Here is a 14,009-nt window from a genome sequence, read left to right on the forward strand (position 1 = left end):
GGGACCCCAATGAGGTGATGTTTAACACCACCGGATGTTTTGATACTGGCCCGAGTTGTGGTGGGTGGGGGCATGTGGTTGTTAGAATGAGCGCCGAATTGAAATCCTGATCAAATATGCTTAAATCTCAACTGCTTATAGAGCCGTTAGTTTTAGACGAAGCTTTGTTTTTTCAGGGAAATCATATGCCTAGTTAATATCCCTTCCAAATTTAGTACTTAAAACCCTGTTGACATGGATTTATATAAGTTTATAATTGGTGGTAAAAAAATGGTACTAACTATGAAAAAACATAAAATAAGGACTAGGAAAAAACCTGGAGGAGAATACAAGAAAGGCCTCACACCGGGGGAATCCCTCCTGATTTCAACCTTGGCCAGAGAGGATAAGAAGATTTTCAGCATAGAGGATGTGAGGAAGATCATCAAGAAAGAGCCCAAGAAGGTCATGTCCTCCCTGATTGGGAAAAAATGGGTCCTTTCCTTGAAAAGGGGACTCTATGCTATAGTGCCCCTGGATGTGGGGATGAGGGGAGCAGATAGCTTTCTCCTGCACAATTTCGTTATAGCCTCCCATCTGGTGGAACCTTACTACATAGGCTACTGGTCTGCACTGAACCATTATGGCTTTTCAGAGCAGATACCCAGAACCACCTTTATCGCCACCACGAAGCCCAGGATGCCCCTGGAGATACTGAATGCAGGCTATTATTTTGTAAAGATAGATAAGAAGAAATTTTTTGGCTTTGAGGAGATAGGGCTGGAGGGCTGGAAGGTAAATATATCGAGCCCTGAGAAAACCATTGCCGATTGTCTGGATCACCCTGAGCACTCTGGGGGTATAGACGAAGTGGCCAGATCGATCTATTTTAGTCATAATGAGATGGATTTTAAAAAGGTATATGATTTTGCAGAGAAGATGGGAAACCTGGCCATTTTAAAAAGGCTGGGCTACATTCTGGAAATAACCGGGCTTCTTGAAAAGTATAAAGACCTCTTCAGCAAGTTCAGGCCTTCAAAGGGTTATCCTGTCCTTGACCGTCTTTCTCCCAAAAGGGGAAGGCATAACTGTAAATGGGGTCTCCTGGTGAATCTTGAATTGAAGCCGGACAGGTGGATGTATTGATAGACAGAAGAGAGCTCCTGGAGAAGGCAAGAGAAAGAAACCTTACACTTGGCATGATGGAAAAGGACTATGTGCTGGGATGGCTCCTGTTTGGTTTGGCCGAAATAAACGGCCTGACATTCAAGGGCGGGACTGCGCTTTCAAAGGTATATTTCCCCAGGATCTGGCGGTTATCCGAAGACCTTGATTTTGTCTATGCAGGGTATTTTCAGGGGATAGTAGCACGCCTTGCAGAAATATTTGATCGAATACAAAATGCCAGCAGGATAAGGCTTACCCTAAAGAGGCAACACTCGAATCCTGGCTACCTGCAGCTTAAAATCCAGTATGAGGCTTTGCTCCAGAAGAACTGGATCAAGGTGGATGTGACCCGAGAAACCCCGATAGACAGGATTTGCAGCAGGAAAATTAGCCAGACATACTCTGATTACCCGTCCTTTAAGGTCAGGGTTGAGAATATTGAAGAGATCGGCGCACAGAAAATAAGGTCACTTCTGGAAAGGAAAAAGAGCAGGGATTACTATGATGTCTGGCAATTAATGCAGTTAAGACCTGATAAAAGTAGGTTGAAAGGCCTGTTGCGGAAGAAGTGTGAGTATAAGGGGATAGAGTTTATGGGACTAGGAGAGATGTTTCCGGATGACCTTTTAGGAATTTTGGAAGGGTATTGGGAGAAGGAACTATGGAGGCTTGTTTATCCTGTTCCAGAACTGCAAAAGGTGATTTCCGGTCTAAAAAGTGAGCTAAAATTCTTGATGAAATGAATTATACTTCACTCAGCCAATCCAACTTTTCCCGCACGACATCTGAAAGGGTTTGGTCGTTCCACCTAAACAATGCCTATCTCTCTTTCAACGATTGCCCTTGCGGTCAAAAAATGACAATCATTTCTTGATAAGAGATAATATAACCTTATTCCCTTACCAATACTTTTAATCCCGAACTCCCTGTGGAGAAGATTACGCCAAGATATAATGTAAACTTCTTCCTTTGCCTTCTGATTGATTACTCTCAAAAACACTAATTTTTCTGTTATATCTTTATCTAAAAATACCATTTTCATCAGCGGTGTTGAACCCTTGGTTCATAAAAAAAGTGTTTATATGGAGTTAAATCTTTCATAATGACAATCTATTCTCATTACAGGCTAGAATAGAAAAGAAAAGCCCAGCCCTCAAAAGGGAAAAACTTTTATTATTTAATCCCTCCAATTAAATGTTGAGAGCTTTTATCTTTTCACAAAAAGTAGTATATTAATGTGGCCTTCATGGTGAAAGGGATAGTCTTAATTGGTTGTTTCGTAAAAACAGCACGCTTTATGTTGATACAGAAATTCAAATCCAATGACACCCTGAATAAACTGTGGTGGCTCCACGACTCCTTTTGGCACGCTGAGCTTGTCAAGGAATTGGGACCTGATCAGGCCAACCGACTTAACCTTGAGGTTTCCGAGAAGATATTCCGAATGATGACCATCATGCTGCTCCGTGAAAAAATTATTCAAAGGCCACGCTCAATTCAAGAATTGATGTTTGTCTTTAAGACCGTCTGGAAGAACGCCTTTTTTGATGAACTTTATATAAACGAGCCTATTCAATATGAAGGAGATACTGCTGTTTGGACAGGGACCCGATGTCATGTCTATGATTCTCTCAGCAAGGCGAATATGTTGGAGGGCTATGAATGCGGTTGCCAGGCATTAAGAAATGGGGTTATGAAGATCTTGCACCTCAAACCCATTCATGAGATCAAAGAAAGCCTCGTGAAAGGGGACGGCCGATGCGTCATTAAAATCACCTTCTCCCCCAATGGATAAAGGTGTCCTTTATAAACTCAATCTTCTCCTTGTTTGATTTGTTCATAAAATTCCTCTTTTATTTTCTCGGCAATTTCTCGGCAACAGGTTAAGCTAACACATAGTACCTTCCTTTCTGAGGTCCTACAGGTTTGATTAAGTCCAGTTTTACCAATTCGTTTAAATGACCCCGTGCTGTTCGTCCAGCGACATCGAACATATCCTGATATTCCTTAGTAGTTATTTTCAGATTTGTTTGTAAATGCTTTAAACCTTCCTCTGCCTTTCATTTAAGAAGATCCCCCCCTTTTTCTCTTTTGTCCTTCTATCAAAACTTAGCTCTAAGACCGCATCTTTAACCCGATTCATACTAACAGCAACACCTTCGCAGAAATATTCCAGCCAGACTGTTACATCCAATGTTTTTTGATCTACTGTTTGCAGCGCAGCATAATATCTCTCTCTATTCTCATTGTAGTAATCATCAAGGGCAAAGAATCTTTTGGTATCAAAACCATTCAGGTAGAGAATGAGTGTGGCTAACGCTCTTGCGGTCCTTCCGTTTCCATCTACGAAGGGGTGAATTCTAACGAACTCGTAATGAGAAATCCTACCCCCTAGCAGCAGCAATGTCTGCAATATGGTTGATTATTTTATTAGTTATTCTAAAGTTTTGGTTAAACATCCCCCCCCTTTTTTATGCTTAAAAAATTTAAGTTATATTCTTCAATCAATCCCTCATCTGCAAAGCTAAAATATTTGTTATTGCCTATGATGATATGATCCAGGACTTTAATCTGCATAAGATTACCTGCGAAAACAAGCTGTTTTGTTATATCCTTATCACTCGCAGAGGGCTCTGGATCGCCAGAGGGATGATTATGGACAAAGATAAGACTGAGGGCATTGTTTTTGATCGCACTCTTCATGACCTCACGAGGATAAATCGCTGATGTATTCAATGTGCCCTCAAATAGGTCCTCAATATCTATAATCTTATTTTTGCCATCTAAGAAGATGACCTTAACGACCTCTTTTTTAAGATCGCGCATAGAGTGATAAAGATAATCGAAAACTTCCTTTGAAGATTTACAGATGGGTTTTTCAAGGATCTTCTCTTTAAGAAACTCTCTGGCTACCTCTTGAACCAGTTTTATGCCGAAGGCATTATGTGGCCCAATTCCTTTGATTTCCTGAAGTTCTTCGACCGGTGCTTCAAGGACACCCCGAAGAGTTTTAAATTTTTTTATAGCCTCTTTTGCCTGTTGCTTGCAGTCTTTTCGAGGGGTTCCTAGGGTAAGGAGTAATTCCACAATCTCATAATCATGAAATCCTGAAGTACCTGCTTTTATAAATTTCTCTCGTAATCTTCTCCGATGGCCTTCCCTTTTATCTCTTGATTCTTGCATTTCCTATCACCTCTTTTAATATACCATTTTAATCAGGGGTGGTGAACCCTATGGTTTATAAAAGCTCCTTAAGAATATCTTGTCCCCCCTAGTCATCATGGAGATATTTTTTCTTGACCCAAGGGCCTTTCATATGTGTATATGATAAGAATAGGGAGAACACGAAAAACCCCATTAGAAGATGAAGTAGCGAACGCATCCACAATGCAAAGCGGGAACAAAGACTCCAGAAGGTCGGCCTTTCAGTTCATCGTCCTGTTGGGCATGGTAAGCCTCTTCGGGGATATAACCTACGAAGGGGCGCGCAGTGTTACGGGCCCTTTTCTATCTACCTTAGGAGCAAATGCCGCTGTTGTCGGTCTGGTTGCGGGGCTGGGGGAGTTCCTCGGCTATGCACTGCGGTTGATCTCCGGATATATGGCCGACCGCACAGGGCGATACTGGGCCTTTGTGTTTATCGGCTACGGCCTCATTTTATCCATCCCCCTCTTGGCCCTGGCAGGTGTTTGGCAGGTCGCCGCTATCTTGATCGTTTTGGAGCGATTGGGAAAGGCGATAAGGACACCGGCGCGGGACACCATCCTCTCCTATTCCACAAAGCAGGTGGGCAGAGGTTGGGGCTTCGGCATCCATGAAGCACTGGATCAGATCGGTGCATTTATCGGCCCTTTGGTATTTTCCGCCGTCTTTTTCCTGCAGGGCGGATATCAAGTGGGCTTCACAATCCTATGGCTGCCAGCCCTTTTGACCCTAGTCATCCTGACGAAGGCAAGGCGAAAGCTCCCCTCGCCAGAAGCGATAGAGAGGCCTTACAGTAAGGCACCACCAAGTGCCAGTGGGAAGCTCCCCAGGTCCTTCTGGATATATACCCTGTTCGCCTTCCTGAGTGTGGCGGGTTTTGTCAACTTTCAGCTCATCTCCTATCATTTTAAGGTCCAATCAATAGTTCCAGTAGCGCAGATCCCTCTTTTTTACGCCATGGCAATGGGTGTGGACGCCTTGGTGGCCCTTGTCATCGGTAAGACCTACGATAAAATCGGGCTCTTGGCGTTAATTGCCCTTCCCATGCTAACTGTTCCCATCCCCTTTTTGGGGTTTTCAGGAAGTTATGGTCTCGCCATAGCGGGTGTGGTCTTCTGGGGGGCGGCCATGGGGGTCCAGGAGACCATTATGCGGGCTGCCATAGCCGATCTGACACCGATGGAACGCAGAGGTCTCGCCTATGGGGTCTTCAATACAGCCTATGGGGTATCCTGGTTTTTGGGGAGCTTAATGATAGGAATTTTGTATGAAATATCCATAGGCTACGTCATTACGTTTGCGGTGGCGATGCAGATACTCGCCTTGCCCGCCTTGTTTTTATTGAGGAGGACAGTATCGGCTGGGAGACAATAGAGGGGAAGAAATGGTAATCAAAACCACCTCATCCCCCCTTCGGCGAAGAAGGGGTTGTGGCGTTTCTCATGTCCCACAGTGGTCTCTGGGCCATGCCCTGGATAGACGACCACATCGTCGCCGAGGATGAAGATCTTGGTACGGATACCACGGATGAGACCCTCGTAATCACCACCTGGGAAGTCGGTCCTGCCAATCGAGCCTGCGAAGAGGGTATCCCCCACAAAGACCATCTTGTCGGTGACCAGGGAGATCCCTCCTGGGGAGTGACCCGGGGTGTGAAGGACCTTCAGGGAGATATCCCCGAAGGTTATTATATCCCCTTCCTCTATATACCGATCTGGAGCAGGGGAGTTCTCCACCCCCATCCCCCAGGCCGAGGCGCTGGCCGCCTGGCGGAGGATGAGGGGGGCATCGGCAGGGTGGATCAGGAGTTCAGCCCCGGTGGTCTTCTTGAGGGCCTTGTTAGCTCCGGTATGGTCGAAGTGTCCGTGGGTGTTGATGATATAGACCAGGCGCAGCTCATCTTTTGCCAATGCTGTCAGGATTCGATCTACCTCATCTCCTGGGTCGATCACCGCTGCCAGTTTGGTCCTCTCGCAGCCCAGGATATAACAATTTGCCTGAATCGGTCCCACCACCAGTAATTTTACTATCAAAGTACACCTCCTTTACTTTTTCAGACCAGCGCCTTCAGGCCGCTTGACCCAAAATAGAGGCCAAGGGCCAGGAGGAATGCACCACACAGGCCGATGATCCATCTATATGCCCGGTCGTCCATGATCCTTTTGCCCAGGGTGATGGCCCAGGCGATGGAGAAATACCAGGCTACATCTGCCAAGATATGGCCCGCATAAAAGGAGCTCAATCCCACAATCCCATATCGCTGGGACAGAGCGATGTAAGACAGCCCAATGGTCGCCCACCAGATGGTAAAATATGGGTTGGAGATACTGGTCAGGATGCCCGCGAGGATGGGGTTTCTCCTCCTCTCCCCTTTGGTCTGGAGTTCCAAGGTAGCCCCCCTTGTCCCCTTCAACATCCCTATCCCCATCCAGATAAGGATGATGGCTCCTCCTACCCCGACAATGCCGAAGATGAGGTTTTGTCTGAGGAGGCTACCAAACCCCAGGACTAAGGAGATGACCAAGGGGATCTCGATGATCCCATGGCCCAGGACTATAAGGGGGCCTGCCCAAAAACCCCTCCTGGTGGCCTCAGCGATGGTCACCGTGAGGACTGGCCCTGGCATCAGCGCCCCGGAGAGCCCTACTACAAAGGAGCTGGCAAATATACCCAGCAATGCCCACATGACATCCGCCTCAAACCCTCATGAGGGTTTGCCCTCACCCACGCCTATGGAAAATACAGGATTCAAGGGTTCAAATAATTTGTTTTCCACTAGAATCCTAGACCCCTGGAATCCTTGAACCATTTCTTTATTGGGGGTTTCAGGGGGCGCAACCCCCTGAAGTAGGGCTCGAAAATACTGCAAGGTAACAACACCCTTTAATCCCAACTTTACAGTGAATGTTTTTCATGGCAATTACCAGGAATATAACAACGAAGGGATGCACCTTCAAGGTTAGATCTTCCTCCATCTCCACCTCCTCATCCAGCCATGCCTTCATCCCTTTCTCCTTAAATCTATGTAGGGCGTCCTCAATATTTCCCTGATGAGGTGACCTGCGAGATCAAAGACCCTTTGAGCCTGGTCGATGAGGGCGGTGTCGCTGCTGGCGATGATCCCGTCATATCCCTCCATGATCCGCTCCGGGACCTTCACTGCCAAGGCGTCCCCTTGTACCCCTTTCTTCCTCATCAGACCCCTGATCCGGGCGGCTAGCTCCCCGCTCCCGCTGATGGGGGAGTCAAACAGGAGGATGGCCTCTGTTGGTCCTGCGACGAGTAGAAGATCGATGATCAACCTCAAGGCCTCTGTTGTCGCCGCTCCTTTTCTATATCCACCAGAGACCCCGGAGATATCCCTGATAAAGTCGTCGTCAGCCAGTAAGATGGTTTTGCCCTTCAAGGCGCTTTCCAAGGTGATGAGGACGTTATAACCGTCTATGGCAAGTCCTTCCTCCCTTAGCTGCTCCAGGGAGACCCTCTTTCTGCCCCTCTCCTCAGCTATTTGAGCGGGGAAGACCCCTCGGTGCAAGAGGTGTCTGAGGTCTTGGGCGAGGTTGTATCTGTTGCCCACCAATTGCAGGGAACCATCTCTCGGATAGCCGCGGTTCAGGAGGTAGCGGAGGTCTTCTGCGGCCTCCCATAGTTCTTTTGTTATCTCCATTGCATTCGCCTAAGCCTTTTATGAAGATAATATCTTTTTTTCTCTTTTCAATCTATGGGTGGGGTTCAGAAAAAGGCCATGCTGGCAAAGGTCACCATCCCCTTGCCCTGAGGGTCATACCATTGTTGATATTTCAATAATTCCCCCTTTTGGGCCTTTATCAGATTTAACAGGGCATAAATGGGAGGCAGACCGCAGATGTTTCTCCTGTCCCCCTCTCGGAGGATGAATTGATAAAACTCCTCCCCATTCAGTTGCTCTACATATTTTAACATCTCCAAATCCTTTGCCTTGACCTCTGTCAGGACCCCGGGGGTAACCGTTTGAGCGCCCCCGAACTGTGGCCCTACATGGGCCAGATCGGCGCTAGCGACAAGGCATAGGTGGGGGAGGGGGTAGAATAGTTCCTTGAAGATAGAGATGGACTCTTTATAGAGGGGGTCTTTCATTGGAGAGACCCTTTGTTGGATCATCTCTTGAAAGGAATTGCACAGGATGGGGAAGATCTTGAACTCCCTCTCCCCCAAAATATATTGAAGGAAGAGTACTTGAAACTCTATGGTGTGCTCATGGCGGTGGGAGAACTCGTCGAGAAGGGGATCAAAGGGGAGTTGTTTAGCCACCTTTTCAACCATCTCCCCATCCGCTTCTACTTTCCCGAGGGGTGTCTCAAATGCCTTCAGGGTAAAGGCGAAGGGATTCTGCATGGGGGTGTGGCAGGTGCCGAGGATTACATAGAGATCCACCCCATTGGATTCTGCCAAGGTCTTATAGGCGTAGGCATAGCATGTCCCTCCTCGGACAAAGTCTATGTGTGGGGCCACGATCCCTTTTACCCCTCTTTTTTCCCTCTCCTGCCCGGGAAGCCCCGGACCTTCCTTCTCTGTGAAGTATCCCCGGAGTTGTGCCTTCAAACTTTCTGGATCGCCCTCGTATCCCCGGCCAGCAAAGGCGGCCTCTCTGATCTTCGCCTCTTTGAATTCCTCTCGGAGGTGACGGAGGTGGTCCTGAAAACGGTGGGTTTCTAGGAGATAATGGGAGTCCAGTTGTTCGATGAGTTCCTCCAGTTTATCGCTGAAAAGGAGCCCCCCGTATTTGCGCATATAGTCAGCCTGCAGGTCCAGCAGGCTGTGCGTCCCATCCATCAGGCTGATGAGGAAGAAGGCCTCTGGAGGGACGAAGATAATATCGGGACTTATCCCGATGGGATCCTTGATCCCTATCATCTCCCTGCCTGACACCTGTACTGGGAAGGCATCCAGGGGGCGGACCTTCGGATTTTCCATCCTCATCTTTTCCTCATTATTACCACCCATCCATTTCCTCTATGATCTCCCAAGCGATTTGCTCCCCGGCGGGGTTGCTCCCCCAGAGCGCATAGACAGTGCGCGGGGCCCGATACCTCTCGATGAGTTCTTTCAATCCCTTACGTAGTGAGGGGGCATGGTCACCTGCTACCGTGATCACTGTCTGCGTGATCTCTTCCATGTCTTTATCTAGGGTTTGCTCTTGTCCCCCCTCCCTATCACCCCTCACTTCTTCCAACCCGATCCGCAGGCCCCATCTTTCGGAGATGTTGCGCAGGTCTTCCTCCGTTATCTCCTGGAGGGGATCTCCAGGGTAATACCTAAGCTTTACCAGATAGCGCACGCTACCCTCACATCCCCAGATAGCCCTTGTATTTCTCAATCCTCTTTTTTCTCTCTTCCTTGGTTTTGAGAAAGAATGCCTTTGATGGCTTGAGGTGATAGGTGAAGTGGCGCCGAAGATTTTCCTCGGTCCACCGATGCCGCTGGATTGCCTCGTCCTTAAATATGACCTTGATCTTTCCTTCTTCCACCCGGAGGGTGCCCCTAACGGCGCACACCGGACATTCCACCGTCTCCATATCCTTCAATATCCTGAGGTTTCGGTCATGGCAGATGGGGCAGATCCCCTCCTCCCCCTGATAGGAATGGTCGCCGGTCTCTATGGCTCGGGCCACCCTTTTCCCCAAGGCATGGGCCCTCTCTATGGCCCTGGAGAACAAAGGGGCCTCACTGAGCCCCTGGACGTGGATAAGAAGCCGGTCGATGATATTTACACCCAGGGAGAGGAGCCAGGTGTTGGTCTGCTGAAAGGCATTTTGGGTCCACCCTCGGGTGGCATAGGGGACGATAACCCCTCCCGCTTTTCCCCTGATCTTGTTCTGTTGCATGGGGGCAAAGCCCCGATCGATGAGCTGCTTGACGATAGCGGTGGCCTCCAAAATATAACAGGGCACCCCGAGGATTATCCCGTCACTGGCGGCCATCTTGGCGAAGATGAAGTTGGCGTCATCTTCGATGACACAATCCCTTCCCTGGAAGAGACAGGCAGCACACCCCTGGCAGGGTCTCACCTCGTAGTCGGTGAGGCGGAGGATCTCCACCTCGGCCCCTTGTTCCTCGGCCCCCATGAGGGCCTCCTTGGTAAGGATCTCCGAGTTACCGAGCCTACGCACACTACCCACCAATCCCAAGACCTTCATCTCTTTATCCCGCCCTTTTTGCCTCCTATATCATTTAAAGATAGGGTCGTCAATATGAGGTCGATGTATTTTTGGATACGACAGAAAAAGGGCTTGATATTTTGAGTTCGATATGATATTGAGGATGGAAATTTCGAGGGAGGAGGAGTATGCTGAAACACTACAAACAGAAGAAGGGGGGCTATGATGTCCAAGACTAAAGAGGACAGATTTTTTGACGAACTAGAGGGGATATCCCCTGAGGAACGGGAGAGGTATCAGAGCCAGAAGCTGCGTGAGGCCCTAGAGAGTGCCTACCGAAATGCTCCCTCGGCAAAGGAAATTTTTGATCGGGCAGGGGTCAGTCCCTCTGAGATTCGCACAGCCAAGGACCTAGAGAGGCTCCCTATTACCAGGAAAGGTGATCTTATAGAGCTAGAAAAGTCCAAGCCGCCCTATGGTGGGTTTTTGGCCATCCCACTTGAAGAGGTTGAGCGGGTATTTATTACGCCAGGCCCTATTTATGGGCCTCACTACGCTGAGGGCATAAGCTGGTTCGGTAAGACGTTATATGCGGCTGGGTTTAGAAAGGGTGATATAGTGATCAATACGCCCACCTATCATATGTCTCCCGCTGGCATGCTCTTTCATGAGGGGGTAAGGGCCTGTGGGGCTACGGTCATCCCCACCGGTGTAGGCAACACCGATGCACAGATCAGAACTATGCTTGATTTGAAGGTTACCGGATATGCCGGGATGCCCAGCTTCTTGATGACCATCATCAAAAGGGCTGAGGAGATGGGACATGATTTTCGCCGGGATTTTGCCTTAAAGCGTGCCTGGTTTACTGGCGAGATACTTGCTCCCTCCATAAGAAAGGCGCTTGAAGAAGATTACGGCATTTCCACCTTCCAGTGCTATTCAGTTACCGATCTCGGTGGATGTGTGGCTTACGAATGTAGTGAGAAATCCGGCATGCACTTCATGGATGAATACGTTATAGAAATAGTCGATCCAGATACGGGCAAACAGCTGCCGCCAGGCGAAGTAGGCGAGATCGTGGCTACGCCCATCCACAATAATACCTGGGGCCTAATACGCTACGGCACCGGCGACATGTCCTTATATATCACTGAGCCCTGCCCGTGTGGTAGAACCTCCTACCGACTTGGTGGCATCGTTGGTCGAACTGCTGATGCGGTCAAGATAAGGGGCATGTTCGTTATAGCTAAACAGGCAGAGCAGGTGTTCTCTGAATTCGATCAAATATCTCGCTACCAATTAATAGTTGGCCGCAAGGGGGAAAGGGACGAGCTCGTCTTTAAGATCGAACTTAAGGATGAATCCATAGATAAGGCTCAGTTGTCAGATAGTTTGGCTGAGAGATTCCCCCAGCTATGCCGAGTTAGGCCGGATCGGATTGAATTTGTGCCGCAGGGAACCATTCCTGAGGAACGTCAGACAATAGCAGATGAGAGAAAATGGAAGTGAAGCATACATTTGCGTCAAAGGCAACACAAAGGGGGTAAAAAATGTTATTTGGGGATATCCTGAGGCAGAATGCCAGAAAGCTTCCCAACAAAACAGCCGTAATCTACCGAGACCTTAGGCTTAGCTACTCAGAGCTCAATAACCGCACGAACCACCTGGCGAATGCCTTGCTGGGTATGGGCCTGAACAAGGGTGACAGGGTAGCTGTGCTGGCGGATAATTGCTCCCAGTATGTGGAGGTGTACTTTGCCACGGCCAAAGATGGTCTATCAATCGTGCCGCTCAATACCAATCTTGATATCAATGGGCTGACTTATATTATAAATGACTCTGGAGCGAACACCCTCATTTTTGGCGAGAAATATTCGGAGACAATTAATTCCCTGCGCCCTGAAGCGAAGATGCTCAAAAACTTCATCGTCCTTGGCCAGGCCCGGGAAGGGCTAGAAAGCTATGAGGGGCTGCTCTCTCAATCTAGGGCAGAAGAACCTGGGGTGGTTGTTGACGAGGAAGATATTGCCTGGATTTTGTATACCAGCGGCACTACCGGCCCACCTAAAGGTGTAATGCAGAGCCATAAGAATTTGATTTCCGATACGGTGAGTACGCTACTGACGTGTTTCCCCATCAATCGAAATGATGTGCATATAAATCTATTACCCATGTTTCACGTAGGCGGTCTTTGGCATATGAGATGCTGTTTCTACATTGGTGGCACCAATGTATTGCTGGACAGACCCGCTCCTGAAACAGTTTTGGAAGCTATACAGAAGGAGAGGGTAACCACCACGTGTTTTGTCCCGCCAATGATAGTTCCTATAATTGACTATCCTGGGATTGACCAATACGATGTGAGTAGCATGCGGATAATGATTTATTCGGGCGCACCCCTTCCTGAGGGCTTGTATCAGCGAATGAGACGAATTTTTGGAGACATTATCATCCAGGTTTATGCCTTAACTGAAGCCACCGGCGGGGTTATCATGCCCCCGTTGATGGAAGGACCCTGGGAGAAAGTAAAGCGGCCAGGCTCCTGCGGCAAGGAGGTGCTCGGGGTTGAGGTAAGACTGGCCAACGAAGAGGGCCAGGACTGCTGCCCTGAGGAGGTAGGTGAGATACTGGTAAGGGGTGATAATGTGATGAAGGGATACTGGAACCTCCCCGAGGCTACTGCCGAGACACTTGAAGAGGGTTATTTGCACACAGGAGATTTGGCGCTCAAGAATGAGGAAGGTTATTACTACATCACAGGGAGGAAGAAGGATGTTATCAGCAGTGGCGGTCAAGCGATCTACTCACCTGAGGTAGAAGATGTGATATCGCTGCATCCGGCTGTTGCAGAAGTGGCGGTGATAGGGGTGCCGGACGAAAAGTTAGGGGAGGTAGTGAAGGCGGTGGTGGTCTTGAAGGCGGATGAGAAGGCTACGAAGGAAGAACTCATTGAGTGGTGCAAGGGTCGGTTAGAAGACCACCAGGTTCCCAGGTCGGTGGACTTCGTTCCTAGTCTACCCAAGACCCCCAGCGGCAAAATCCGTAAGGCTGTGCTGAAGGAAGGGTATAGCTAATTTTAAATAAGAGAATCAAGAAAATTCCTGGTTTTTTGGTTTTTATATTGACAAATATTTTTGTCGTGGTATGCTGCATACAATAAATAAGAAAAGGAGGTGTTAGAGAGGACTGATTTATGGTATGGTGAGTAAGAGGATATTTATTTTAAAATAACACCTAAAAAGGGAGGGAGGGTCATGCGAAAGTTAGTTATTATTTCGATTATTGCAGTATTTGTGTGTATGGGGTTGGTGATGGGGGCATGGGCCCAAGAGACCATCAAGGTTGGTTTTGTGTGTAACCTGACCGGTCCAGCCTCCAGCTGGGGCCAGTACCACGCCAGAGGGCACATGGATTACTTTCGCTATGTCAACGAGGTAAAGGGTGGAGTTGCCGGCAAAAAGATCGAGTTGACCATGGTTGATCATGCCTATAAAGTTCCCGAGGGCGTAAAATATGTGAAAA

17 protein-coding genes are annotated in these 14,009 nt (G+C 48.3%); 7 read left to right on the plus strand and 10 right to left on the minus strand.

Annotated elements, in window-relative coordinates:
- The first annotated feature begins 282 nt into the window (after nucleotides 1–282).
- Entirely contained in the window at nucleotides 283–1,125 is an 843-nt protein-coding gene (locus JRI46_10550; protein ID MBW2040009.1) for a hypothetical protein, read from the plus strand.
- Nucleotides 1,113–1,889 (plus strand): nucleotidyl transferase AbiEii/AbiGii toxin family protein, encoded by a 777-nt coding sequence (locus tag JRI46_10555; protein ID MBW2040010.1) that lies wholly within the window; start codon nucleotides 1,113–1,115, stop codon nucleotides 1,887–1,889. Before JRI46_10550 ends, JRI46_10555 begins: the two co-directional genes overlap by 13 nt.
- Before the next feature lie 65 nt (nucleotides 1,890–1,954).
- Here the strand turns inward: JRI46_10555 and JRI46_10560 are convergent, their stop codons facing one another.
- On the minus strand, nucleotides 1,955–2,188 hold the full coding sequence (locus JRI46_10560; protein MBW2040011.1) for a hypothetical protein: 234 nt from the start codon (nucleotides 2,186–2,188) through the stop codon (nucleotides 1,955–1,957).
- A gap of 204 nt (nucleotides 2,189–2,392) precedes the next feature.
- On the opposite strand from JRI46_10560, the gene JRI46_10565 reads away from it, so the two are divergent.
- Nucleotides 2,393–2,941: a hypothetical protein gene (locus tag JRI46_10565; protein MBW2040012.1), complete on the plus strand. Its 549-nt coding sequence runs from the start codon at nucleotides 2,393–2,395 to the stop codon at nucleotides 2,939–2,941.
- Nucleotides 2,942–3,187: 246 nt separating this feature from the next.
- Here JRI46_10565 and JRI46_10570 read toward each other — a convergent pair whose 3' ends face one another.
- Nucleotides 3,188–3,562 (minus strand): Fic family protein, encoded by a 375-nt coding sequence (locus tag JRI46_10570; protein ID MBW2040013.1) that lies wholly within the window; start codon nucleotides 3,560–3,562, stop codon nucleotides 3,188–3,190.
- Nucleotides 3,563–3,597: 35 nt separating this feature from the next.
- Complete coding sequence (radC, locus tag JRI46_10575; protein MBW2040014.1) at nucleotides 3,598–4,329, minus strand: DNA repair protein RadC; 732 nt, start codon at nucleotides 4,327–4,329, stop codon at nucleotides 3,598–3,600.
- A 204-nt stretch (nucleotides 4,330–4,533) separates the two neighbouring features.
- Here radC and JRI46_10580 point away from each other — a divergent pair, with 204 nt between their 5' ends.
- A complete protein-coding gene (locus JRI46_10580; GenBank protein MBW2040015.1) occupies nucleotides 4,534–5,724 on the plus strand; it encodes an MFS transporter in 1,191 nt (396 codons plus the stop codon).
- Between the two features lie 17 nt (nucleotides 5,725–5,741).
- On the opposite strand, the gene JRI46_10585 is transcribed toward JRI46_10580, so the two are convergent.
- From JRI46_10585 to JRI46_10615, 7 genes are all read right to left on the minus strand, one after another.
- Nucleotides 5,742–6,383 (minus strand): MBL fold metallo-hydrolase, encoded by a 642-nt coding sequence (locus tag JRI46_10585; protein ID MBW2040016.1) that lies wholly within the window; start codon nucleotides 6,381–6,383, stop codon nucleotides 5,742–5,744.
- 20 nt (nucleotides 6,384–6,403) lie between these two features.
- Nucleotides 6,404–7,036: a LysE family transporter gene (locus JRI46_10590; protein MBW2040017.1), complete on the minus strand. Its 633-nt coding sequence runs from the start codon at nucleotides 7,034–7,036 to the stop codon at nucleotides 6,404–6,406.
- A gap of 139 nt (nucleotides 7,037–7,175) precedes the next feature.
- Nucleotides 7,176–7,355, minus strand: a complete 180-nt coding sequence (locus JRI46_10595; protein ID MBW2040018.1) for a hypothetical protein — start codon at nucleotides 7,353–7,355, stop codon at nucleotides 7,176–7,178.
- Nucleotides 7,352–8,017 (minus strand): DUF434 domain-containing protein, encoded by a 666-nt coding sequence (locus JRI46_10600; protein MBW2040019.1) that lies wholly within the window; start codon nucleotides 8,015–8,017, stop codon nucleotides 7,352–7,354. Before JRI46_10600 ends, JRI46_10595 begins: the two co-directional genes overlap by 4 nt.
- Before the next feature lie 65 nt (nucleotides 8,018–8,082).
- Complete coding sequence (gene amrB, locus JRI46_10605; GenBank protein MBW2040020.1) at nucleotides 8,083–9,333, minus strand: AmmeMemoRadiSam system protein B; 1,251 nt, start codon at nucleotides 9,331–9,333, stop codon at nucleotides 8,083–8,085.
- Nucleotides 9,323–9,667: a hypothetical protein gene (locus JRI46_10610; GenBank protein ID MBW2040021.1), complete on the minus strand. Its 345-nt coding sequence runs from the start codon at nucleotides 9,665–9,667 to the stop codon at nucleotides 9,323–9,325. Before JRI46_10610 ends, amrB begins: the two co-directional genes overlap by 11 nt.
- Before the next feature lie 7 nt (nucleotides 9,668–9,674).
- A complete protein-coding gene (locus JRI46_10615) occupies nucleotides 9,675–10,526 on the minus strand; it encodes a flavodoxin family protein (protein ID MBW2040022.1) in 852 nt (283 codons plus the stop codon).
- Between the two features lie 183 nt (nucleotides 10,527–10,709).
- On the opposite strand from JRI46_10615, the gene JRI46_10620 reads away from it, so the two are divergent.
- The 3 genes from JRI46_10620 to JRI46_10630 form a co-directional block, all read left to right on the plus strand.
- Complete coding sequence (locus JRI46_10620) at nucleotides 10,710–11,996, plus strand: AMP-binding protein (GenBank protein ID MBW2040023.1); 1,287 nt, start codon at nucleotides 10,710–10,712, stop codon at nucleotides 11,994–11,996.
- 41 nt (nucleotides 11,997–12,037) lie between these two features.
- Complete coding sequence (locus tag JRI46_10625; protein MBW2040024.1) at nucleotides 12,038–13,561, plus strand: long-chain-fatty-acid--CoA ligase; 1,524 nt, start codon at nucleotides 12,038–12,040, stop codon at nucleotides 13,559–13,561.
- Between the two features lie 180 nt (nucleotides 13,562–13,741).
- On the plus strand, nucleotides 13,742–14,009 hold a 268-nt coding region (locus JRI46_10630), incomplete at its 3' end, for an ABC transporter substrate-binding protein (protein ID MBW2040025.1).

It is taken from the genome of Deltaproteobacteria bacterium, from assembly GCA_019308925.1.
GTDB lineage: Bacteria > Desulfobacterota > B13-G15 > B13-G15 > RBG-16-54-18 > JAFDHG01.